We start from the raw sequence: 18,810 nt of genomic DNA, 5'->3' as shown, positions 1-18,810 counted from the left end.
ATGCTGTGACGCATCGAACGCCTTTCCTGACTTCAGTACTCCATAAGCCACCTGCGCCAGCTTTCGCATCATCGCCCCTATGATGACTTTTGCCCGCTTTCCGCTCTCTTCCAGCCTTTTCCTGAACGCTTTTCCCCACGCCGTATGGTACAGCGCCGATAACGCTGGCATGTATAACGCCTTGCGCAGTTGAACCGGCCCCGCTTTGCTCATCCGGCTCGCCCGCATCACGCTGCTTCCCGACTCATGCTGCACCGGCGTCAGTCCTGCATACGCCGCGAACTGCCGCGCTGTACCGAACTTCAGCCTCAGGCCCGTATACGCCAGCAGAACAGCCGCTGTTTTCTCCCCGATGCCCGGGATACTGTTCAGCAGCTTCCGCCGTCGTTTCATATCCGGGTCGTTATCCGTCAGGTCTTTTATCTGTTTTTCGATACGTGCCAGCTCCGCGCTCAGACATCCCAGCAGGATGTCAATGCTGGCCAGCTGAACCTCCGGCGCGGTTTCTCGCCGGTTTTTCTCCTGCGTCTGCATCTCTGTCAGCGCCTGATGCCTTAACACCAGGGCTTTCAGTGCCCGCTCTGTCGGATGAGGGGCCTCCCAGGCTGACGGGCGTTTTTCCCGGCAGAAGTGAGCCAGCATACGGGCGTCCACTTTGTCAGTTTTACTGCGCAACCCCTCACTCTGTGCGAAAGCTTTACTGAGGGCGGGGTTGATGATGGACACGGTATACCCGGCATCACTCAGATGCGCGGCCGCGTCTTCCATGTAGGTGCTGGTGGACTCCATGCAGACATGGGCACGGTTCACGTCATGGCCGCGAAGCCAGCGGACCAGCGCTTCGTGTCCGGAGAGGGTATTATCAAATTTTTTACAACGATGCCGGCCATCAGGGCGAAGAATATCGACATCCAGTTTAGCTTTGGCGACATCAATACCGATGAAGTGGAGTTCATTTTCCATAGTGAAACCAACCTTGCAAATACGGGTTACCGGTGAAAGCCGGTCCATGATACTGTCCGGTTTATCACATGAGAAAGAACGGCGGTCCGGTGCAAAGGATCTACGGAACAGGCGCGAAAGCCTAAGCCCGGACACGGCATCCGGACCGCCATCAGAGAGAACTGGCCGGTTCTTTCTGACGGAGTAATCATACAAGCCCGGACAGATGCGCAGCATCGCCTCCGGGAAATCCAGCCGTACTGCACACCGCTCCCGGGGGCGGTGCAAAGCGCCTTGCCCGGGCTATGGGTTCAGCGTTGTCTATGGGCCGTGTAGCCGGACAGATGCGCCAGCATCGCCTCCGGGAAAATACGCTGCTTGCTAAGAGTGTAAGAAAACGCCTCCACCCTCATTTCCTGGCGCCAATTCCCTATTTTGTGACATCTTCCATTGTATTTTTTTATATATACTCCGATCTTTTTTCGCGAAGCTTATGGATAACTTCAGCATTTTCCGCTGTGCGTTTTAACGTTCACGCTATTTATCGCTCACATATTGGTCACATCGCAAGAAATTTTTACCATTTACCATAATTGCTTATCACTGGCTGCTGGAAAATATTAAGGCGTTTATTCTGTCTATTGGCCGCTAGCATAAATTTCTCTGCTGGAAATAGCGCTTTGCACTTTTTTTAATCTTTGCCCGCCAATTCTCACACCGGATGTAAAACCAGGTTGGCTGTATTGACGTTTCCCCATTCTGTTGACAGATTGTAGGGCATGAGGGGCATTTCATGGAGAATCCGTACTGCAACTCAGTCGTTTTTGTGAAAGGAATCCCCATCTCTCTCAACGCTTTCGGGCACCACCGACCGGACCGGGTATATTCTAAATAGTTCGAGCTGCGGGAAGGCGGCAAGCGTGAGAATCTCCGGGAGCATAGATGTCTATGTGACCGGGGTTATCGAGCGCAGCCAACGCATCCGTAGTTCGCAATATGACGAATAAAAATAAATAAAGGTCTGGCGGATATATGCAAACAACATCACATTTGGAGCAGAATAATGAGTATTTCCTTGAAGAAATCAGGGATGCTGAAGCTTGGTCTGAGCCTGGTTGCCATGACCGTCGCAGCAAGCGTACAAGCGAAGACCCTGGTTTATTGTTCAGAAGGTTCGCCGGAAGGCTTTAACCCGCAGCTCTTCACCTCTGGTACCACCTATGACGCCAGCTCAGTGCCGATTTATAACCGCCTGGTGGAATTCAAAACCGGCACCACGGAAGTCATTCCGGGCCTGGCTGAAAAATGGGAAGTTAGCGAAGACGGGAAAACCTATACCTTCCATCTGCGTAAAGACGTGAAGTGGCAGGATAATAAAGATTTTAAACCGACCCGCACGCTGAACGCCGATGACGTTGTCTTCTCCTTCGACAGACAAAAAAATACCAATAACCCGTACCATAAAGTGTCTGGCGGCAGCTATGAATACTTTGAAGGGATGGGATTACCTGACCTGATTAGCGAAGTGAAGAAAGTGGACGATAACACCGTCCAGTTCGTGCTGACCCGTCCGGAATCGCCGTTCCTTGCCGATCTCGCCATGGACTTCGCCTCTATTCTGTCAAAAGAGTATGCCGACAACATGCTGAAAGCCGGTACGCCGGAGAAAGTGGACCTCAACCCAATCGGTACCGGCCCGTTCCAGCTGCTGCAGTACCAGAAAGACTCCCGTATTCTCTATAAAGCCTTCCCGGGCTACTGGGGCACCAAGCCGAAAATCGATCGCCTGGTCTTCTCCATTACCCCTGATGCTTCCGTGCGCTACGCTAAGCTGCAGAAAAACGAATGCCAGATTATGCCGTACCCGAACCCGGCAGATATCGCGCGCATGAAGGAAGACAAAAACATCACGCTGCTGGAACAGCCGGGCCTGAACGTCGGCTACCTCTCTTTCAACACCGAGAAGAAGCCGCTGGATGATGTCAAAGTTCGCCAGGCGCTGACCTACGCGGTCAACAAAGAAGCGATTATCAAAGCCGTTTACCAGGGCGCAGGCCAGGCCGCGAAGAACCTGATCCCGCCGACCATGTGGGGCTATAACGACGACGTTAAAGACTACACCTACGATCCAGAGAAAGCGAAAGCGCTGCTGAAAGAAGCAGGCCTGGAAAAAGGCTTCACCATCGACCTGTGGGCGATGCCGGTACAGCGTCCGTATAACCCGAACGCGCGCCGTATGGCTGAGATGATTCAGGCCGACTGGGCGAAAGTCGGCGTCCAGGCCAAGATCGTGACCTACGAGTGGGGTGAATACCTCAAGCGCGCGAAAGCGGGCGAGCATCAGACCGTCATGATGGGCTGGACCGGCGACAACGGGGATCCGGATAACTTCTTCGCCACCCTGTTCAGCTGCGCGGCGGCAAAAGACGGTTCTAACTACTCCCGCTGGTGCTACAAGCCGTTTGAAGACCTGATTCAGCCGGCTCGCGCCACGGATGACCACAACAAACGCATTGAGCTGTATAAGCAGGCTCAGGTCGTGATGCACGATCAGGCTCCGGCGCTGATCGTCGCCCACTCCACCGTCTATGAGCCGGTGCGTAAAGAGGTCAAAGGCTACGTGGTCGATCCATTAGGTAAACACCACTTCGATAACGTCTCTATCGAATAATAACAGCGTGTTTCCCCTCTCCCCGCCTTGGGGAGAGGGAATTGACATTTGTGAGCAATACAGACGTCCTGTCACCAGGCGGGCCGTCTCCAGAGAGAATCCGGGTTATGTTGCAGTTCATTCTCCGACGTTTGGGACTTGTCATCCCAACATTTATCGGTATTACCCTTCTCACTTTTGCCTTCGTTCATATGATCCCCGGCGACCCGGTGATGATTATGGCGGGCGAACGTGGTATTTCCCCTGAACGTCACGCGCAGCTGCTGGCCGAAATGGGCCTCGATAAACCGATGTGGCAGCAGTACGTCAACTATATTTGGGGCGTGATGCACGGCGATTTGGGCATCTCGCTGAAAAGCCGTATTCCCGTTTGGCAAGAGTTTGTACCGCGCTTTAAGGCCACGATGGAGCTGGGCGTCTGCGCGATGATTTTTGCCGTCATCGTCGGGATCCCGGTGGGCGTGCTGGCGGCGGTTAAACGCGGCTCTATCTTCGACCACACCTCCGTGGGCCTCGCGCTGACAGGCTACTCTATGCCCATCTTCTGGTGGGGCATGATGCTGATCATGCTGGTGTCGGTACAGCTTAACCTGACGCCGGTTTCCGGGCGCATCAGCGATACCGTCTTCCTTGACGATACCCTGCCGCTGACCGGATTTATGCTGATCGATACCGCGATTTGGGGCGAGCCGGGCGACTTTATTGATGCGGTAATGCATATGATCCTGCCCGCCGTGGTGCTGGGGACGATTCCCCTGGCGGTGATTGTGCGTATGACCCGTTCGTCGATGCTGGAAGTGCTGGGCGAGGATTATATCCGTACCGCGCGCGCGAAAGGCCTGACGCGGATGCGGGTGATCATCGTTCATGCGTTGCGTAACGCGATGCTGCCGGTGGTCACGGTGATCGGTCTGCAGGTCGGTACGCTGCTGGCGGGGGCCATCCTGACCGAAACCATCTTCTCCTGGCCGGGCCTTGGCCGCTGGCTGATTGACGCGCTGCAGCGCCGCGACTATCCGGTGGTGCAGGGCGGGGTGCTGCTGGTGGCGACGATGATTATTCTCGTCAACCTGCTGGTCGACCTGTTGTACGGCGTGGTGAACCCGCGTATCCGGCATAAGAAGTAAGGGGCCATCATGTCACAAATTACTGAAAATAAAGTTGTCGCCGCGCCGGTGCCAATGACCCCTCTGCAGGAGTTCTGGCACTATTTTAAACGCAACAAAGGCGCCGTCGTGGGGCTGGCCTATGTCGTGGTGATGATTATCATCGCCGTCTTCGCCAACTTCCTCGCGCCCTATAATCCGGCGGATCAGTTCCGCGATGCGCTGCTGGCTCCGCCGTTCTGGCAGGAGGGGGGCAGCGTGAGCCACCTGCTCGGCACCGATGACGTCGGCCGCGATATCCTGTCGCGCCTGATGTACGGCGCGCGCCTGTCGCTGCTGGTCGGCTGTCTGGTGGTGGTACTGTCGCTGATCCTCGGCGTGGTGCTCGGCCTTGTCTCGGGCTACTTTGGCGGCGTGGTTGACTCGGTCATTATGCGCGTTGTCGATATTATGCTGGCGCTGCCGAGCCTGCTGCTGGCGCTGGTGCTGGTGGCCATCTTCGGTCCGTCGATCGTCAATGCCTCAATAGCGCTGACCTTTGTCGCCCTGCCGCACTACGTGCGTCTGACCCGCGCGGCGGTGCTGGTGGAGGTAAACCGCGACTACGTGACCGCTTCCCGCGTGGCGGGGGCAGGCGCGATGCGTCAGATGTTCATCAACATTCTTCCTAACTGCCTTGCGCCGCTGATTGTTCAGGCGTCGCTGGGCTTCTCTAACGCCATTCTCGATATGGCCGCTCTTGGCTTCCTTGGCATGGGTGCGCAGCCGCCGACACCGGAGTGGGGCACGATGCTCTCCGACGTGCTGCAGTTCGCGCAGAGCGCCTGGTGGGTCGTCACCTTTCCGGGTGTCGCTATCCTGCTGACGGTGCTGGCATTTAACCTGATGGGTGACGGTCTGCGTGACGCGCTCGATCCCAAACTGAAGCAGTAAGAGGTTCGAGATGGCGTTATTAAATGTAGATAAACTCTCGGTGCACTTCGGCGACGAAGGGACGCCGTTCCGCGCCGTAGATCGCGTAAGCTACAGCGTAAATCAGGGCGAAGTGGTCGGTATCGTCGGCGAGTCCGGCTCGGGGAAATCGGTCAGCTCGCTGGCGATTATGGGGCTGATTGACTATCCCGGCCGGGTGATGGCTGAAAAGCTGGAGTTTAACGGTCGCGACCTGAAGCGCATTTCCGAAAAAGAGCGCCGCCAGCTGGTGGGCGCGGAAGTGGCGATGATCTTCCAGGACCCGATGACCAGCCTGAATCCGTGCTATACCGTCGGTTACCAGATTATGGAAGCCATTAAGGTGCACCAGGGCGGCAACAAGAAAACCCGCGTGCAGCGGGCGATTGACCTGCTGACGCTGGTGGGGATCCCCGATCCGGCTTCGCGTCTTGACGTCTATCCGCACCAGCTTTCCGGCGGTATGAGCCAGCGCGTGATGATCGCGATGGCCATCGCCTGTCGGCCAAAGCTGCTGATTGCCGATGAGCCCACGACGGCGCTGGACGTGACCATCCAGGCGCAGATCATCGAGCTGCTGCTGGAGCTGCAGCAGAAAGAGAATATGGCGCTGATCCTGATCACCCACGATCTGGCGCTGGTGGCCGAAGCGGCGCACAAAATCATCGTCATGTACGCGGGGCAGGTGGTGGAAACCGGCGATGCGAAGGATATCTTCCGCGCGCCTCGCCATCCCTATACGCAGGCGCTGCTGCGCGCGCTGCCGGAGTTCGCTCAGGATAAAGCGCGTCTTGCCTCGCTGCCGGGCGTGGTGCCGGGCAAATACGACCGTCCGAGCGGCTGTCTGCTCAACCCGCGCTGCCCCTATGCGACCGACAAATGCCGCAGCGAAGAACCTGAGCTGAACCTGCTTAACGGCGGTCGCCAGTCGAAATGTCATTACCCACTTGATGATGCCGGGAGGCCTGGGCTATGAGTACGCATGAGGCCACCACGCAACAGCCTCTGTTGCTGGCCACCGATTTGAAAAAATACTATCCGGTGAAGAAGGGGCTCTTCACGCCGGAACGCCTGGTCAAGGCGCTGGACGGCGTCTCGTTTACCCTTGAACGCGGTAAAACGCTGGCGGTAGTGGGGGAGTCCGGCTGCGGTAAATCCACGCTCGGTCGTCTGCTGACGATGATTGAAATCCCCACCGGCGGCGAGCTCTATTATCAGGGACAGGACCTGCTTAAGCACGATCCGCAGGCGCAGAAGCTGCGCCGGCAGAAAATCCAGATTGTGTTCCAGAACCCCTACGGTTCGCTGAACCCGCGTAAAAAGGTGGGGCAGATTCTGGAAGAGCCGCTGCAGATCAACACCAGCTTGAGCAAAGAGCAGCGCCGGGAGAAGGCGCTGGCGATGATGGCCAAAGTGGGCCTGAAAACCGAGCACTATGACCGCTATCCGCATATGTTCTCCGGCGGCCAGCGTCAGCGTATCGCCATTGCCCGCGGTCTGATGCTTGACCCGGACGTGGTGATCGCCGACGAACCGGTTTCCGCGCTGGACGTTTCGGTGCGCGCGCAGGTGCTGAACCTGATGATGGATTTACAGCAGGATCTGGGGCTTTCTTACGTCTTTATCTCCCACGATCTGTCGGTCGTGGAGCATATCGCTGATGAAGTGATGGTGATGTATTTAGGCCGCTGCGTGGAGAAAGGGACGAAAGATCAAATCTTCAACAACCCGCAGCATCCTTACACGCAGGCGCTGCTGTCGGCAACGCCGCGTCTGAATCCGGATGACCGCCGCGAGCGCATCAAGCTCACCGGCGAGCTGCCGAGCCCGCTGAATCCGCCGCCGGGCTGCGCGTTTAACGCCCGCTGCCGTCGCCGTTTCGGCCCGTGCACCCAGCTTCAGCCGCAGCTGAAGGACTACGATGGCCAGCTGGTAGCCTGCTTTGCGGTCGACCAGGATCAGAACGGCGAGAAGCCCCTGAGCTGATTCAGGCAATCGATAATCAAAGCCGAAGCCTGTGCTTCGGCTTTTTTTTAACCATAACTCAGCACTGTTGGAACAACCGACAACGAACAATACTGGCATTTTACGCCACAACCATTGCTATCTCGGGAGTCCGGGATAACTACATGAATGTATTTTACTTTATCTTGATTGTTTCTTTAGCCGGAGCAAATTAACAGCAAAAGCGATGCATAAAACTGTTCCTTGTTGTTCGGTCAACGCTTTATATTCCTGGTTTTTGGCTAACATCCTGAGCTATTTATTTTGGACGGGAACAATATTTTATTATTTTAATTAAGCGCGGTAAGTGATTTCTAAACGCCTTAAAAAATATTAAAATGTATTCTCTTTAGCCTTCCCCTGGCGTGTATTACGCCGTTTTTTAAAATTCAGACAGTATAAAAAACTACGATCTGCTAATAGCCTGGCAGGCTGCGGGGGGATTGACGGCGCAGCCGCCCAAAAAATGGGGCTATCATTTTGAAAAAGAACTGTTAGTGTAACCGCACTACCACTATGGAATTACACCAGCCTGACCTATCCAAAATAATCAAAACGCGACTAAAGTTAGCGTATTGTGACGGCCGTAACGCCGGGTAAATGCCCAAAAAACAACAAATTAAACTACGCTTTAGTGGCGTGGGATGACAATTAAAACAGATTAAATATGACGTATTTAAATCATGAGGTTATCTATGAACCATTATGATGATTTGCAGCGCTTCAAGGAAAAGACGCGGACACACAGTCTAAAATTCAAGGACCTTTCATCAGAAGCCGCTGCCGGTGAAAAAGGGGATTGGGTTATTCTCAATCAACTTATTCCGGCGGAGGAAGCGTCTTCTTTGGCCATGGGTGGGTCAGTTTCCTTACCTCTGCCGCAGCGGGTTCCTGCCGATATGTTTCACAAGGTGGAGCCTGCGGTCGTTCAGGCTCCCCCGGCGCCCTCTTTGGCTGCACCGTCCCTGATTATCCCGCCCTCCGCGCCGCAGCCCGCCCCCCTGACGGACATGACTGCTGCAGTGGCCGTAGAGCCTGCGCTGCCGCAAAGCCTGGCAGCGGCTACGCCCGCTTCCCAGCCGGCGGTTTCTCAGGCTGCTGCGCAGCCGGTACCGGTCAGCGTCCCTGCTCCGGCAGTCAGGCCTCGTTCGGCGGCCGCGCCGACGACGGAGGGTTTTGCCCATCTTTTTGCGGCCAAAACCGCGCAGCCGGTAGCAATAGATAAAGATCAGTCACTGAAATCACTCCTGGAGAGGATTGCGACATGCCGTTGATCTGCGTGTGTTCACCGAAAGGCGGCGTAGGAAAAACGACCCTGGCGGCAAATCTGGCCTGGGCGCTGGCCCGCGCAGGCAGTAAAGTTCTGGCCCTTGATTTTGATGTGCAGAACGCCCTGCGCCTGCATTTTGGCGTCCCCCTCAGCGACGAGCGCGGCTATGTCGCGAAAGCGCTGGAGCTCCATGACTGGAGCCAGTGCGTATTAAGCGCCGGCAGCAATATCTTCGTCTTGCCCTACGGCGACGTGAGCGACGCGCAGCGGCAGGCCTTCGATGAACGCCTGAGCCATGACGAGCATTTCCTGACCCGTGGCCTGGCGGCATTACTCAATTATCCGGGGCTGATTACGATTGCCGACTTGCCGCCGGGCCCTTCGCCCGCGCTAAAGGCGCTCACTTCGCTTGCCGATATGCATCTGGTACCGCTGCTGGCGGATACCGCCTCGACGTCCGCGCTGGCGCACGTGGAAAAGCAGCGTCTGACCGGGGGCGAACTCAACCATAAACTCGGACACTATTTTGTGATCAACCAGAGCGATAACCGTCGCCAGGTCAGTCGCGATGTTACGGCGTTAATGGAAGAAAAGCTGGGCGATCGTCTGCTGGGCATCATCCATCGTGATGAAAGCGTGGTGGAAGCGAATGCTTCCCAGAAGTCGATCCTGGACTTTAACTCCTCCTCCGCAGCCGCCTTTGATATTGAAATTATTGCCAAAAAAATCTCTGCGCAGTTGGGTATCAATATTGGTGACGGCAAGGTGCATAGCCAGCCTCGCAGGTCAGGGCTTTAATTTAATTGCAGGGCTGCTGAATGAAAAAGACGCTTTTCTGGTTGCTGGTACTGGTACTTTCGCCCATTGCCGTGCTGGTGGTGATCACGCCGATGGACAGCCAAAAGCAGTATATTTTTGGCCTCCTGAGCATCGGTATTCTCTTTGTGATGGGGTTCAGTAAAAACCGCAGCGTTTCCGTCATCATGGTGGTGACATCGCTGCTGATGTCGACCCGTTATATGTATTTCCGTTTAACGCAGACCCTGCATTTTAACTCCACCATCGAAGCGATTCTGGGGATGGGGCTGTTTCTGGCGGAAGTCTATATCTGGGTGATGCTGCTGCTTAACTACCTGCAAACGGTCTGGCCGCTAAAGCGTGAAATTGTCCCGCTGCCGGATGATATGAGCAAGTGGCCGACGGTGGATATCTATATTCCCAGCTATAACGAACCGCTTGAGGTGGTGCGTGATACGGTGCTGGCTGCGCAGTGTATTGATTATCCAAAAGATAAATTAAAAATCTATTTGCTGGATGACGGTAAGCGCAATGAATTCGCGGTATTCGCCGCCGACGTTGGGGTTGGGTATATCACCCGTAACGATAACAAACACGCCAAAGCGGGCAACCTCAACCACGCGATGACGTTGACCCACGGCGAGCTTATCTGCGTTTTTGATTGCGATCACGTGGCAACCCGCGTCTTTTTGCAGGCGACGGTGGGCGGATTCCTCAACGATCCGATGCTGGCGCTGGTGCAGACGCCGCACTACTTCTATTCGCCGGACCCCTTTGAGCGCAACCTCTCCGTGGGCCGCAATATTCCTAACGAAGGGATGCTGTTTTATGGCCCGATTCAGCAGGGGAACGACAACTGGAACGCGACCTTTTTCTGCGGCTCCTGCGCCGTCATTCGCCGCGCCGCGCTGGAGCAGATCGGCGGCTTTGCGGTAGAGACCGTGACCGAAGATGCCCATACCGCGCTGAAGTTCCAGCGCCTGGGCTGGAAGTCGGCGTTTCTTGATATACCTCTGGCGGCCGGCTTAGCCACCGAACGTCTGGTGGTGCACGTGATTCAGCGTACCCGCTGGGCGCGCGGGATGACGCAAATATTCCGTCTGGATAACCCGCTACTGGGCCGTGGGCTGACGTTCCAGCAGCGCCTGTGCTATCTCAGCGCCATGCTCTATTATCAGTTCGCCCTGCCGCGGGTGGTCTTTGTCACCGCACCGCTGGCCTACCTGCTGTTCAACCTGAATATCATCTACTCCTCGGCCAGCCTGATTGTCTCCTATGCGCTGCCGCATCTGTTCCTCGCGATCTATGTCGGCTCGCGCATGAACGGTCGCTATCGTTACAGCTTCTGGGGCGAAATCTACGATATCGTGCTGGCGTTCCACCTGGTACTGCCGACGCTGGTGACCATGATTTTCCCCAAACGCGGGAAATTCAACGTGACCGATAAAGGCGGCCTGCTGGACGTGGGCTACTTCGACTTTACCGTCGTCAGACCGCACCTGGTCGTCGCCTGTCTGCTGGGCCTGGGGGTGGTGGTCGGTATCGTCCGCGCCATCGGTCACGACTACTTTGGCTCAGACCCGAACGTTATCGCGCTGAACGTCGGCTGGGGGATTTACAGCCTGATCTTCCTGCTGGCCGCCATTGCCGTGGCGCGCGAAACCCGTCAGGTGCGAAAAACGATTCGTATTGATGTCGATATTCCGGTGCTGATCCACTACACCAGCGGCATTGTCTCCCGCAGCCACACCGCGGACCTGTCCATGGGCGGCTGCCGCGTAAGCGCGCCGGATAAGCGTCACCTGCAGGATGAAATCGAAGAGATTGAGCTGACTCTCCAGTCCGGCGCGATTTCGATCCCGGTGCGCCAGGTTACCGCTGACGACCAGTTTATTCGTCTGCAATTTGATGAAAATATTCAGCTCTCCCGCCGCCGCGAGCTGGTGCGCGTGGTGCTGGCCCGCGCCGATGCGTGGATTAACCCGCCGCGCCCGCAGGACAACCCGTTCCGCTCTTTTGCTACCATTTTGCGCTGCGTATTCGAACTGTTCTGGCTGACGTGGAAGACGCGCCGTAGCCAGCGTCGTCAGCCGCCTGCGGCGAATCCCGCGCAGGAGGACGGCAGCCTATGAAACGTTTAACGACGCTTGCGCTGCTGGCCGGTATACTCTCTGCGCCAGCGCTGCATAGCGAGGAAACGCCCTCTGACGCATTGCCGCCGCTTAATTTTCTGCTACCTGATGCGGAAGCCAGCGGCGCGTCGGCGCCTGCCAGCGAAGCGAATTCGCCCGCCACGACCGAGCCCGCGCCGGCAAACGTCCCTCAGCCGGCTTCGCTACCCGCGATGCCGTCGCCGGTTGCTTCTGGGGTCGCTGATACGGTGCCGCTAACGCCGATTGTCGGCGGAGACCTGAACCTCACGCAGATGGGCATGCCGGACGGCATCATCCTTAGCGGTGGACAAAACCAGGGCGGCGCCAGCTTTACGCTGCCCTCCGATCAGGTGGTCACCCACGCCCAGCTGATGCTGGATGTTAAGGTCTCGCCGGAGATGGCGTCCCGCAACGCCACGCTGCAGTTAATGCTCAACGGCCAGCCGCTCGGCACGCTACCGCTGGGCGCGGACGGCGAGGAGATCTCGCACTATCAGCTGGATATCCCGGCGGCGCTGATGGTCTCCAGCAACAACCTGAGCTTTAAGATTAACGACGGCGATGCAATGCAGTGCCGGCTCGATATTCACGACACCTCGCGGGTGACCATTTTGCCCGCCTCCCACTTTAGCTGGGAGAGCCAGCAGCTTAATATCAGCAACGATTTAGGCCATTTCCCGCGCCCGTTTTTCGACAGCATGCAGATGACGCCGGCGGATATCGCTATCGCGTATCCGGAGAAACCAACGGCGGATATTTTCAGCGCTGCGGCGCTGGTGTCGTCATGGCTGGGTATTCAGGCCGATTATCGCGGTATCGCTTTTGACGCGCTGCGCGATCGCCTGCCCGAGAAGCACGGGATTATCATTGGCCACCCCGGCGATCGGGTGGGCGGCCTGACGCTGCCGCAAACCGACAAGCCGCTGCTGCGGATCGTTGAGAACCCCGGCAATCCGGCCTATAAGCTGCTGCTCATCGTCGGCCAGAACGACGCGGCGCTGCGGATGGCCGCCTGGCGACTGACCCGCGGCGATTTCGCCCCGCAGACGGCCAGCATGGATGTTGATCCGCAGACGATAGCCGTCAGCAGGCCGTACGACGCCCCGCGCTGGATCGCCACCGATCGGCCGGTAAAAATCAGCGAGCTGATCCGCCAGGATCAAAGTATGACCGTCAGCGGCGTATGGCATGAACCGCTGCGCGTGGCCTTCCGCGCCGCGCCGGACCTCTACCTGTGGGATGGCGAAACCATTCCCCTGCAGATAGGCTACCGTTTCCCGTCGGAGAGCTGGATTAACGAGGATAGGTCGCTGCTGAGCGTGACGCTCAACAACACCTTCCTCAACAACCTGCCGATGAATAAACAGGGTCCGCTGGAGAAGCTCTGGCGTCACCTGGGCGGCGACGCGCGTCAGGAGCGGTTCACTATCCCGCTGGCGCCGTATCTGATTTACGGCGATAACCAGCTCTCGCTCTATTTCAATCTGGTGCCGAAGGACAGCGCGCCCTGTTCGGTTCTGCTGAACAGCACGATTAAAAGCCGCATCACCGACGACTCGTGGATCGATTTGAGCGGTACGCGGCACTTCTCGTTGTTGCCGAATCTTTCCTATTTTGTCGGCGCGTCGTTCCCGTTCTCCCGGTTGGCGGATTATTCGCAAACCACGCTGCTGCTGCCGGAACAGCCTTCGGAAACGCAGGTCGCGACGATGCTGAATCTGGCCGCCCGTTCGGGTAATTCGACCGGTAAAGCGCTGGCCAATAACCGCGTGATGCTGGGCGTTCCTGACGACGGCGCGAATGCGCTGTTCCTGCGCGATCGCGATGTCCTGGCGGTGAGCGCCCTCGATCAGAAAGCGTTTAATCAGCGCCTGCTGGCCGATTCTCCCTATCAACCGGTCGATAACCTGCTGAGCGTACGTGAACCGGCGCTATGGACAAAAATTCAGCGCAGGCTGAGCGGCGACTGGGCCTCCGACGGCGTGGATGCCGATCGCTATTTCTCTTCCAGCAGCGCCTGGCGCGGGTTTATTAGCTATCGCTCGCCGTGGAACCCGCAGCGGGTGGTCGTGGTGGCGATGGCCAGCAGCGACGATCAGCTGGCGAAACTGGAAGACGATCTTAATTCACCGCGCATCAATGCCGGTATTCGCGGCGATACGGCGGTGATTACCAGCGACAACGGCGTGCGTAGCTTCCAGGTCAGTACGCCGTTCCCCAGCGGCCAGATGCCGTGGTACATGATGGCGGTGTGGTATGCCAACCAGCACTCCGGCCTGCTGGCGGTGCTGGGGTTAATCGCCACGTCCATTCTGGGTCTGGCGCTGACCGCGATGTTCAAACGTCATGCCCGCAAGCGCCTGGAGTCGGGAGATAGCCAATGAAAAGAGTCGGTAAAATGAATACGAAGGCGGCCCGTCAATTTTCCACGCTGTGCCTGTCCGGCGCGCTGACGCTTGGCGCCTTCGGCGAGGCGCAGGCGGCGGGTAACGATGCGGCGCTGCAGGCGCTGTTTGCGCAGGCCAACTACTGGCACGAAAAATCGCACGACGAGCTGGCGATGGAATCGCTGCAAAAAGTGTTATCGGTGGATGCCAACAACGCTCAGGCGCTGTACCTGATGGCGCTGTGGGCGCAGCAGGGGGGCAACCTGCAGGCCGCGGCCCAGTGGCGGGCGCGACTGGAGAAAGCGGCGCCCAACAGTCCCGGCTTGCAGGATCTGGATAGCGCCAAAAAAATGGCGCAGGTCCCGCAGGGGCAGCTCAATCTGGCCAGACAGCAGGCGCGCAGCGGCAACGTGCCTGCCGCGCTGGCGACCTGGCGGAGTATGTTCAACGGCAGCGTTCCGCCTTCCGGACTGGCGGCGGAATACTACATGACGATGGCCAGCGACAAATCGCTCTATCCGCAGGCGTTGAGCGAACTGCGTCAGTACGTCGCTCAGCATCCGCAGGAAAACGGGCCGCGCGTGGCCCTGGGCAAGGCGCTGACCTGGCGCGAAGAGACCCGCCGGGAAGGGATCGCCATGCTGGAGCCGATGGCCAGCGGCAGCAAAGAAGCCGATGCGGGACTGCGTCAGGCGCTGCTGTGGATGGGGCCGCAGCCGGGAGATGAGCCGTTTTACGATACCTGGATGCAGCGCCACCCGCAGGATAGCGAAGTGCAGAACTACTTCCGCGAACGGCGCAGCGGCCAGGCGCGCGGTCAGGGTTACGCTGACCTGAACAGCGGCAATACCGCCGCGGCGAAGCAGCAGTTTGAACAGGTCCTGCAAACCAATCCGCAGGATGCTGACGCGCTTGCCGGGATGGGCTATATCGCCCAGCGCAGCGGCGATTTTCAGGCGGCCTCTCAATATTTGGGCCGGGCGGCGGATCTCGGCGGCGAGGGCTCTGAAACCCGGCGTCAGCAGGCGGGGGATGCGCTGTTTTACGGCCAGCTTGCTCAGGCGCAGCAGGCCTATAAGCAAGGCAACATTAGCCAGGCGCTGGCGCTCTCCGCGCCGCTGGCGCAGCAGAGCGGGACGCAGGGCTCGGCGGCGAAGCTGTTCCGCGCCGACGTTCTGCGCCACAACAAAGACCTGCCCCAGGCCGAACAAACGCTGCGGGCGCTGCTCAACGAGCAGCCGCAAAATGGCCCCGCCCGGGAGAATCTCTATTACGTTTTGCGTGAACAGAATAAAACCGCGGAAGCCCAGTCGATGCTGCGAACGCTGCCGGAAAGCCTGCAGCAAAAGCTGCAGCCGCGCGTGGTCACCGGGACGCCGGGAGACTCCCTGCGTCGACAGGCCCAGGAGCAGGCCGGCGGCGGTAACGTGTCCGGGGCTATCGCCACGCTGCGCCAGGGCGTTTCTCGCTATCCGGACGATGCGTGGATGCGCCTCGATCTGGCCCGACTGCTGCAAAAATCCGGCAACGACGGCGAGGCGAGCGCGATTATGGGCGCCGCGTATCGTCCCGGCGCCAGCAGCAGCTCGCTGTACGCCGCCGCCCTTTTCGCCAGCGAGAACGGCGGCTGGCAGCAGGCGCAAACGCTGCTGGCAAGAATTCCTCCCGCCAGCCAGACCAGCCAGATGCGCGATTTACACCAGCGGGTGAACTACAACCTGCAGCTGGCGACGGCCGAGGGGTATCTGGCGCAGGGTAATTCCGTCGCGGCGTCCAATACGCTGAGGGCGATGGCCGCGACGCCGCCAAAAGCCCCGGCGGATGTCGGTAAACTGGCGCGCCTGCTGGCCCAGAGCGGCGATGTCACTACCGCGGTATCGCTGGTGCGTAACAATATTAACGGCGGCATCTCCGGCAACGCCGGGGATTACGCCGATCAGGTGACGGTGCTTAACCAGGCTGGCCTGACCAACGAAGCGCAGAGGCTGCTCACCAACCCGCAGCTGCAGGCAAGCAGTACGCCGACGCAGCTGGCCAGCATTCGCAACGGCTATGTGATTAACGACGCGGATCGCCTGCGTGAGCAGGGTAACTACGCGGCGGCGTATGACAAGCTGATGGGCGCCATGCAGAGCGACCCGCAAAATACCGACCTGATGTTCGCCATGGCGCGTCTCTATCAGAGCGGCAAAATGAATAAAGAGGCCGGGGTCGTCTATGACTACCTGATGACCCGCGATACGCCGACCCAGGACGCGCGCAGCGGGGCTATTGATGTCGCGCTGTCGGCGGGCGATAACGACCGGGCGGCGCAGCTGGCAGGCGGGCTGCGCCCGGATAATTCGCCGGACCGTTTGCTGCTGCTGGCGCGCGTGGCCGAATCGCAGGGCCATCATCAGCAGGCGATGACCTATCTGCGCAGCGCTCGCGGCAGGCTGCTGGGGTTACAGAGCAGCAACGGTACGCAAACGCCGACCGTGGGCGGCGTGCTGGCGGCGGATAATCCGTTCGTCGGCGTCTCGCGCACGCCGGCGGCGACGCGTACCGCCTCCAGCTACGGGCAATATATGCCGTGGCAGGTTTCACAGGTATCGACGGGCGATGGCAGCACGCTGCCGGGGATCCAGCGCACCGATCTGCCGGTCGAAACCGCGCAGACCCGGATGCTGCGCCAGGTGGATACCATGATGGAGACGTTGCAGGAAAAAACCGGCACCTGGCTGCAGGGGGGCATGGAGGTTCGCGGCCGCGATGGCGAATCCGGCACCAGTAAGCTGACCGAAATCAAAACCCCGCTGACCTGGTCCTCCTCGCCGTTCGGTGATTCGCGTTTCGACTTTACCGTGACGCCGATTACGTTGAACGCAGGGACGGCAACCGGGGACGCCTGGCGGCGCTATGGCGCGAATCCGCTATCAAACGCGGTCTCCAATATGATTTCCACCGCCACCAGCGAGCAGGCGGCGATTGCGGCGATGACCGCTACCGAGCGCACGACGTACTTTGCCAACAATCCGGGGGCGGAGACCTTGAGCGGTCTCGGCACGCTGAATGCTTCAGACTTTAACGCCACCACCAGCAGCGGCATGGAAAACCTGGCGAAGCTGGGCGCTTACGATTCCGGGCAGGTCGCCAGCTATCTGGCTTCTTCAAATCTGAAACCTAACGTTGATCGAGCCAGCGGCTCAACCGATTCACAAAAAGCCAACGGCGTGGCGCTGGCGCTGGCGCTGAGCGGCGACGAATATCGCGTCGATATCGGCAGCACGCCGCTGGGTCAGGATCTGAATACCGTGGTGGGCGGCGTGAAGTGGTCGCCGAAGCTGACTAACTATCTGTCGCTGATTTTTACCGGCGAGCGTCGTTCGCTGACCGACAGCCTGCTCTCCTGGGTGGGGCTGAAGGATTCCTACTCCGGCAAAACCTGGGGGCAGGTGACCAAAAACGGCGGTACCCTGCAGCTCAGCTACGACGACGGCGATGCCGGTTTCTACGTCGGCGGCGGGGGCTATAGCTACCTGGGACAAAACGTCGCCAGCAATACCAGCATCAACGCCAACGCCGGGGTTTATCTGCGGCCTTACCACGATGAGTATCGTCAGCTGCAGACCGGGCTGAGTATGAGCTACATGGATTACTCGAAAAACCTGAGCTACTTCACCTACGGGCAAGGGGGCTACTTCAGCCCGCAGAACTACGTCAGCGTGTCGCTGCCGGTGAGCCTGACGGAGAAATATGATAACTGGACGATGAAGCTTGGCGGTTCGGTGGGCTATCAATCTTACAGCCAGGATAAGAGCGCCTATTTCCCGACCAACGCCGAGTGGCAGCAAACGCTCGAGACCGCTGTGAGCAACGGTTTTGCTAAAGAGGCCTACTATTCAGCCACCTCGAAGAGCGGCATCGGCTATACCCTGCGCGCCGGCGCGGATTACAAAGTCAATAAACAGATGACGCTCGGCGGCCAGGTGGGCTATGACACCTTCGGCGATTACAACGAGAGCACCGCCGGCCTCTATATCCGCTACATGCTGGGAGATCGCTGATCGTGACGGACAATAATAATGCGCTGGTAATGGCCTGGTTTCAGCAGCAGCAAACCCCTGCCGGGTGGTTCGATCTGCTGCTGATTATGGTTGATGGCATGGTCAATAACGCGGGCGAGCTGGAGAGCCAGCCCTTTCTGCGGCAAATGGGCGAGGCGCTGGCCGATGAGCATCCGCTACCGGAGTCGGAAACGCTCGGTGAGCTGGAAGCCAATATGAATGCGCAGCTAAGCCGGTTTCAGTGGGGCGTAGTGAGCGTTGAGGTTAGCGATGACGGCCTGCGGTTACGCCATCAGGCGCTGCCGGTGAGCCGCGATGAAGCGCGCCGCGTCCGCTGGTGTAATGCGTTTTGTGCCATACTCGAGGGGCTTTATTCCCGCTGGCTACAGGGACAGGGCGGCGCGGCGCACGTGGTGTTACAGCGCGAGCGGCTGTTTTCGGTCTCTGACGTTCAGTTTCTTTACTTCCATCCCTGAAGGGTG

General features: G+C 58.5%; 11 protein-coding genes and 1 pseudogene. 11 read left to right on the top strand and 1 reads right to left on the bottom strand.

The genetic code is table 11. The features are described 5' to 3' along the window. The coding region (locus tag CDA56_RS27860) for an IS110 family RNA-guided transposase (protein ID WP_104011465.1) at window positions 1-963 on the bottom strand (963 nt) is incomplete at its 3' end. 1,042 nt (window positions 964-2,005) lie between these two features. Here CDA56_RS27860 and dppA point away from each other — a divergent pair. The 11 genes and pseudogenes from dppA to bcsD all read left to right on the top strand — a co-directional run bounded on the left by dppA (window position 2,006) and on the right by bcsD (window position 18,804). After that, the gene (gene dppA, locus CDA56_RS27845) at window positions 2,006-3,613 is read left to right on the top strand and encodes a dipeptide ABC transporter periplasmic-binding protein DppA (protein ID WP_004855324.1); all 1,608 of its coding nucleotides are present in this window, start codon (window positions 2,006-2,008) and stop codon (window positions 3,611-3,613) included. A gap of 107 nt (window positions 3,614-3,720) precedes the next feature. Next, entirely contained in the window at window positions 3,721-4,740 is a 1,020-nt protein-coding gene (dppB, locus tag CDA56_RS27840; RefSeq protein ID WP_014227188.1) for a dipeptide ABC transporter permease DppB, read from the top strand. 9 nt (window positions 4,741-4,749) lie between these two features. Then, the gene (dppC, locus tag CDA56_RS27835; protein ID WP_014227187.1) at window positions 4,750-5,652 is read left to right on the top strand and encodes a dipeptide ABC transporter permease DppC; all 903 of its coding nucleotides are present in this window, start codon (window positions 4,750-4,752) and stop codon (window positions 5,650-5,652) included. Window positions 5,653-5,662: 10 nt separating this feature from the next. After that, window positions 5,663-6,646, top strand: a complete 984-nt coding sequence (gene dppD, locus CDA56_RS27830; protein WP_004855320.1) for a dipeptide ABC transporter ATP-binding protein — start codon at window positions 5,663-5,665, stop codon at window positions 6,644-6,646. Beyond that, window positions 6,643-7,656 (top strand): dipeptide ABC transporter ATP-binding subunit DppF, encoded by a 1,014-nt coding sequence (dppF, locus tag CDA56_RS27825; RefSeq protein WP_064378237.1) that lies wholly within the window; start codon window positions 6,643-6,645, stop codon window positions 7,654-7,656. Before dppD ends, dppF begins: the two co-directional genes overlap by 4 nt. 713 nt (window positions 7,657-8,369) lie before the next feature. After that, a complete protein-coding gene (bcsO, locus tag CDA56_RS27820) occupies window positions 8,370-8,948 on the top strand; it encodes a cellulose biosynthesis protein BcsO (protein WP_102803214.1) in 579 nt (192 codons plus the stop codon). Window position 8,949: 1 nt separating this feature from the next. Then, window positions 8,950-9,742 (top strand): annotated as a pseudogene (bcsQ, locus tag CDA56_RS27815) (cellulose biosynthesis protein BcsQ). A 20-nt stretch (window positions 9,743-9,762) separates the two neighbouring features. Beyond that, entirely contained in the window at window positions 9,763-11,874 is a 2,112-nt protein-coding gene (gene bcsA / locus CDA56_RS27810; RefSeq protein WP_053087481.1) for a UDP-forming cellulose synthase catalytic subunit, read from the top strand. Continuing rightward, entirely contained in the window at window positions 11,871-14,279 is a 2,409-nt protein-coding gene (bcsB, locus tag CDA56_RS27805) for a cellulose biosynthesis cyclic di-GMP-binding regulatory protein BcsB (RefSeq protein WP_102803213.1), read from the top strand. Before bcsA ends, bcsB begins: the two co-directional genes overlap by 4 nt. After that, window positions 14,276-18,328 (top strand): cellulose biosynthesis protein BcsC, encoded by a 4,053-nt coding sequence (locus CDA56_RS27800; RefSeq protein ID WP_102803212.1) that lies wholly within the window; start codon window positions 14,276-14,278, stop codon window positions 18,326-18,328. The genes bcsB and CDA56_RS27800 overlap by 4 nt, the downstream gene beginning before the upstream one ends. After that, window positions 18,328-18,804 (top strand): cellulose biosynthesis protein BcsD, encoded by a 477-nt coding sequence (gene bcsD / locus CDA56_RS27795; RefSeq protein WP_025106801.1) that lies wholly within the window; start codon window positions 18,328-18,330, stop codon window positions 18,802-18,804. The genes CDA56_RS27800 and bcsD overlap by 1 nt, the downstream gene beginning before the upstream one ends. The last annotated feature ends 6 nt before the right edge of the window (window positions 18,805-18,810 follow it).

The sequence above is a fragment of the Klebsiella michiganensis genome (assembly GCF_002925905.1).
Classification (GTDB): domain Bacteria; phylum Pseudomonadota; class Gammaproteobacteria; order Enterobacterales; family Enterobacteriaceae; genus Klebsiella; species Klebsiella michiganensis.
This window is presented reverse-complemented; position numbering and strand designations above follow the sequence as displayed.

Excerpts from the sequence above, each read along its gene's own strand:
- dppA (WP_004855324.1), top strand. The coding sequence starts at position 2,006 with ATGAGTATTTCCTTGAAGAAATCAGGGATGCTGAAGCTTGGTCTGAGC.
- dppB (WP_014227188.1), top strand. The coding sequence starts at position 3,721 with ATGTTGCAGTTCATTCTCCGACGTTTGGGACTTGTCATCCCAACATTT.
- dppC (WP_014227187.1), top strand. The coding sequence starts at position 4,750 with ATGTCACAAATTACTGAAAATAAAGTTGTCGCCGCGCCGGTGCCAATG.
- dppD (WP_004855320.1), top strand. The coding sequence starts at position 5,663 with ATGGCGTTATTAAATGTAGATAAACTCTCGGTGCACTTCGGCGACGAA.
- dppF (WP_064378237.1), top strand. The coding sequence starts at position 6,643 with ATGAGTACGCATGAGGCCACCACGCAACAGCCTCTGTTGCTGGCCACC.
- bcsO (WP_102803214.1), top strand. The coding sequence starts at position 8,370 with ATGAACCATTATGATGATTTGCAGCGCTTCAAGGAAAAGACGCGGACA.
- bcsA (WP_053087481.1), top strand. The coding sequence starts at position 9,763 with ATGAAAAAGACGCTTTTCTGGTTGCTGGTACTGGTACTTTCGCCCATT.
- bcsB (WP_102803213.1), top strand. The coding sequence starts at position 11,871 with ATGAAACGTTTAACGACGCTTGCGCTGCTGGCCGGTATACTCTCTGCG.
- CDA56_RS27800 (WP_102803212.1), top strand. The coding sequence starts at position 14,276 with ATGAAAAGAGTCGGTAAAATGAATACGAAGGCGGCCCGTCAATTTTCC.